Origin of the sequence: Thermomonas sp. (genome assembly GCF_025993755.1) — a bacterium.
Lineage (GTDB): Bacteria > Pseudomonadota > Gammaproteobacteria > Xanthomonadales > Xanthomonadaceae > Thermomonas.
Genome location: NZ_JAMQHN010000154.1, coordinates 1 through 2,043, shown reverse-complemented (window position 1 = coordinate 2,043; position 2,043 = coordinate 1). Strand labels below are relative to the sequence as shown.

4 protein-coding genes are annotated in these 2,043 nt (G+C 67.6%); 3 read left to right on the top strand and 1 reads right to left on the bottom strand.

Annotated elements, in window-relative coordinates; translation table 11 throughout:
• From Q0X16_RS11370 to Q0X16_RS11360, 3 genes are all read left to right on the top strand, one after another.
• Positions 1-358, top strand: a 358-nt coding sequence (locus Q0X16_RS11370; RefSeq protein ID WP_297834426.1) for an SDR family NAD(P)-dependent oxidoreductase, incomplete at its 5' end; no start/stop codon positions are given.
• A 10-nt stretch (positions 359-368) separates the two neighbouring features.
• A complete protein-coding gene (locus Q0X16_RS11365; protein ID WP_297834423.1) occupies positions 369-872 on the top strand; it encodes a tRNA (cytidine(34)-2'-O)-methyltransferase in 504 nt (167 codons plus the stop codon).
• A gap of 109 nt (positions 873-981) precedes the next feature.
• Entirely contained in the window at positions 982-1,539 is a 558-nt protein-coding gene (locus Q0X16_RS11360) for a diffusible signal factor-reguated Ax21 faimly protein (RefSeq protein ID WP_297834420.1), read from the top strand.
• A gap of 76 nt (positions 1,540-1,615) precedes the next feature.
• On the opposite strand, the gene Q0X16_RS11355 is transcribed toward Q0X16_RS11360, so the two are convergent.
• A partial coding sequence (locus Q0X16_RS11355) for an NAD(P)H-dependent glycerol-3-phosphate dehydrogenase (protein ID WP_345780293.1) occupies positions 1,616-2,043 on the bottom strand: 428 nt, incomplete at its 5' end.

Here is a 2,043-nt window from a genome sequence, read left to right as displayed (position 1 = left end):
TACTCGCTTGGTTGATCGCACCCCCGCCACCCTCGGCAACGACACACGCCCCGTCATCATCAACCTCAGCTCCCAGCTCGGCTCGATCGCCGGCGTCAGCCGCTTCGGCGCGCCTAGCTACGCCATCAGCAAGGCGGCGCAGAACATGGCGACGGCGCAACTGGCGCAGGCGCTGGCGCCGCGCGGGATCGTGGTGCTGGCGTTCCACCCCGGCTGGGTGCAGACCGCGATGGGTGGCCCGAAAGCCGTCGACGCGCCAGACAAGGTGGTGGCCGGCATGCTGGGCGTGATCGATGCCGCCACGCCCGCGCAGTCGGGCCGGTTCTTCGACTGGCAGGGCCAGCCGCTGCCCTGGTGATCCGATACTGATGCTCCACGTCATCCTGCACCGACCGGAGATTCCGCCCAACACCGGCAACATCATCCGGCTGTGCGCCAACACCGGCGCGATGCTGCACCTGGTGCGGTCGCTCGGGTTCAAGATCGACGACAAGCATCTGCGTCGCGCCGGCCTCGACTACCACGAATACGCCACGCTGCAGGTCCACGACGATCTCGATGCCGCGCTAATGGCGATCATGGCGCTCGAAGGCCGGCCGACGCGCACGTTCGCGCTGTCCACCCGGGGCCGGACGCGTTTCGATATGCCTGGGTTCCGCGACGGCGACGCCTTCCTGTTCGGCAGCGAAACCTCGGGCCTGCCGGAAGCCGTGCTGCAGGCGGTCCCGTCGGCGCAGCGCCTGCGGCTGCCGATGCGGCCGAACAACCGCAGTCTCAACCTGTCCAACGCGGTGGCGGTGACGGTGTTCGAGGCGTGGCGGCAGCTTGGGTTCGCAGGGGCGCTCGATCCTGAATCCAGTGCGAACGGTTAATGAACCGTACAGTATTGTATTAAGCCGACGTTGGCATCGGCTGGCGGACAGTGCGCGCACGCACCGCCAGCCGGCGGGCGGATAACAACAACATGGAGATCTCCCCCCGATGAAACGTTCCCTGCTCGCCCTATCCCTGCTCGCCAGCCTGCCGTTCGCCGCTTCCGCCGCCGACGGCATTTCCTACAACTACGTCCAGGGCGGCTACACCGCCATCAATGGCAGCGGTCCCGACGCCGACGGCTGGGGATTGGGCGGCTCGGTCGCCGTGCATCCGAACGTCCACCTGTTCGCCAACTATTCCAACCAGAACATCAAGCACACCGGCATCGACTTCGACCGCTGGCGCGTTGGCGTCGGCTACAACACGTCGGTAAGCCAGCGCACCGACTTCGTGGCCAACGCCGCCTATGAGCGACTGGACGCAGGCGGCGGTGTCAACGTCGACGGCTACAGCGTGGAAGGCGGCGTGCGCAGCGCGCTGGCCCCGCATCTGGAAGGCTATGCCATGGTCGGCTACCAGGACGGTCATCACTACAGCGGCGACGCCTACGGCCGCCTCGGCGCCACTGTCAAGTTCAACCAGAACTGGGGCGTGAACGCCGACGTGCGGTTCGTCAACGGCGGCGGCAACGAATGGTTCGTCGGCCCGCGCTTCACCTTCTGACGCAACGGCGTCGCCTTGCAACGAAGACGCCCGGCTTGCCCGGGCGTCCTTGCATTGCGGTTCATTCGCTGCCGCGTCAAGCGCCGAACAGCGCCTGCGGGTACTCGGCCTTGCGCTCGCGCGCCATCAGCCGTTTCAGGCCTTCGGCGGGGGTGATGTCGCCGCGCAGCACGTCTCGGACGTTTTCGGCGATCGGCAATTCGATCCCGTGGACAGTGGCCAGCCGCATCACCTCGTCGGCGGTCTGCAGCGACTCCACCACCTGCCCGATTTCGCGCACGGCCTCATCGATCGGAATGCCGCGACCCAGCGCCAATCCGAGGCGGCGGTTGCGCGACAGGTCGCCGGTGCAGGTCAGCACCAGGTCGCCCAGCCCGGCCAGGCCCATCAGCGTTTCCGGGCGGCCGCCGAGGGCGATGTTCAGGCGCAGCATTTCATTGAGCCCGCGGGTGATCAGGCCGGCGCGCGCGTTCAGACCCAGGCCCATGCCGTCGGCGACGCCGG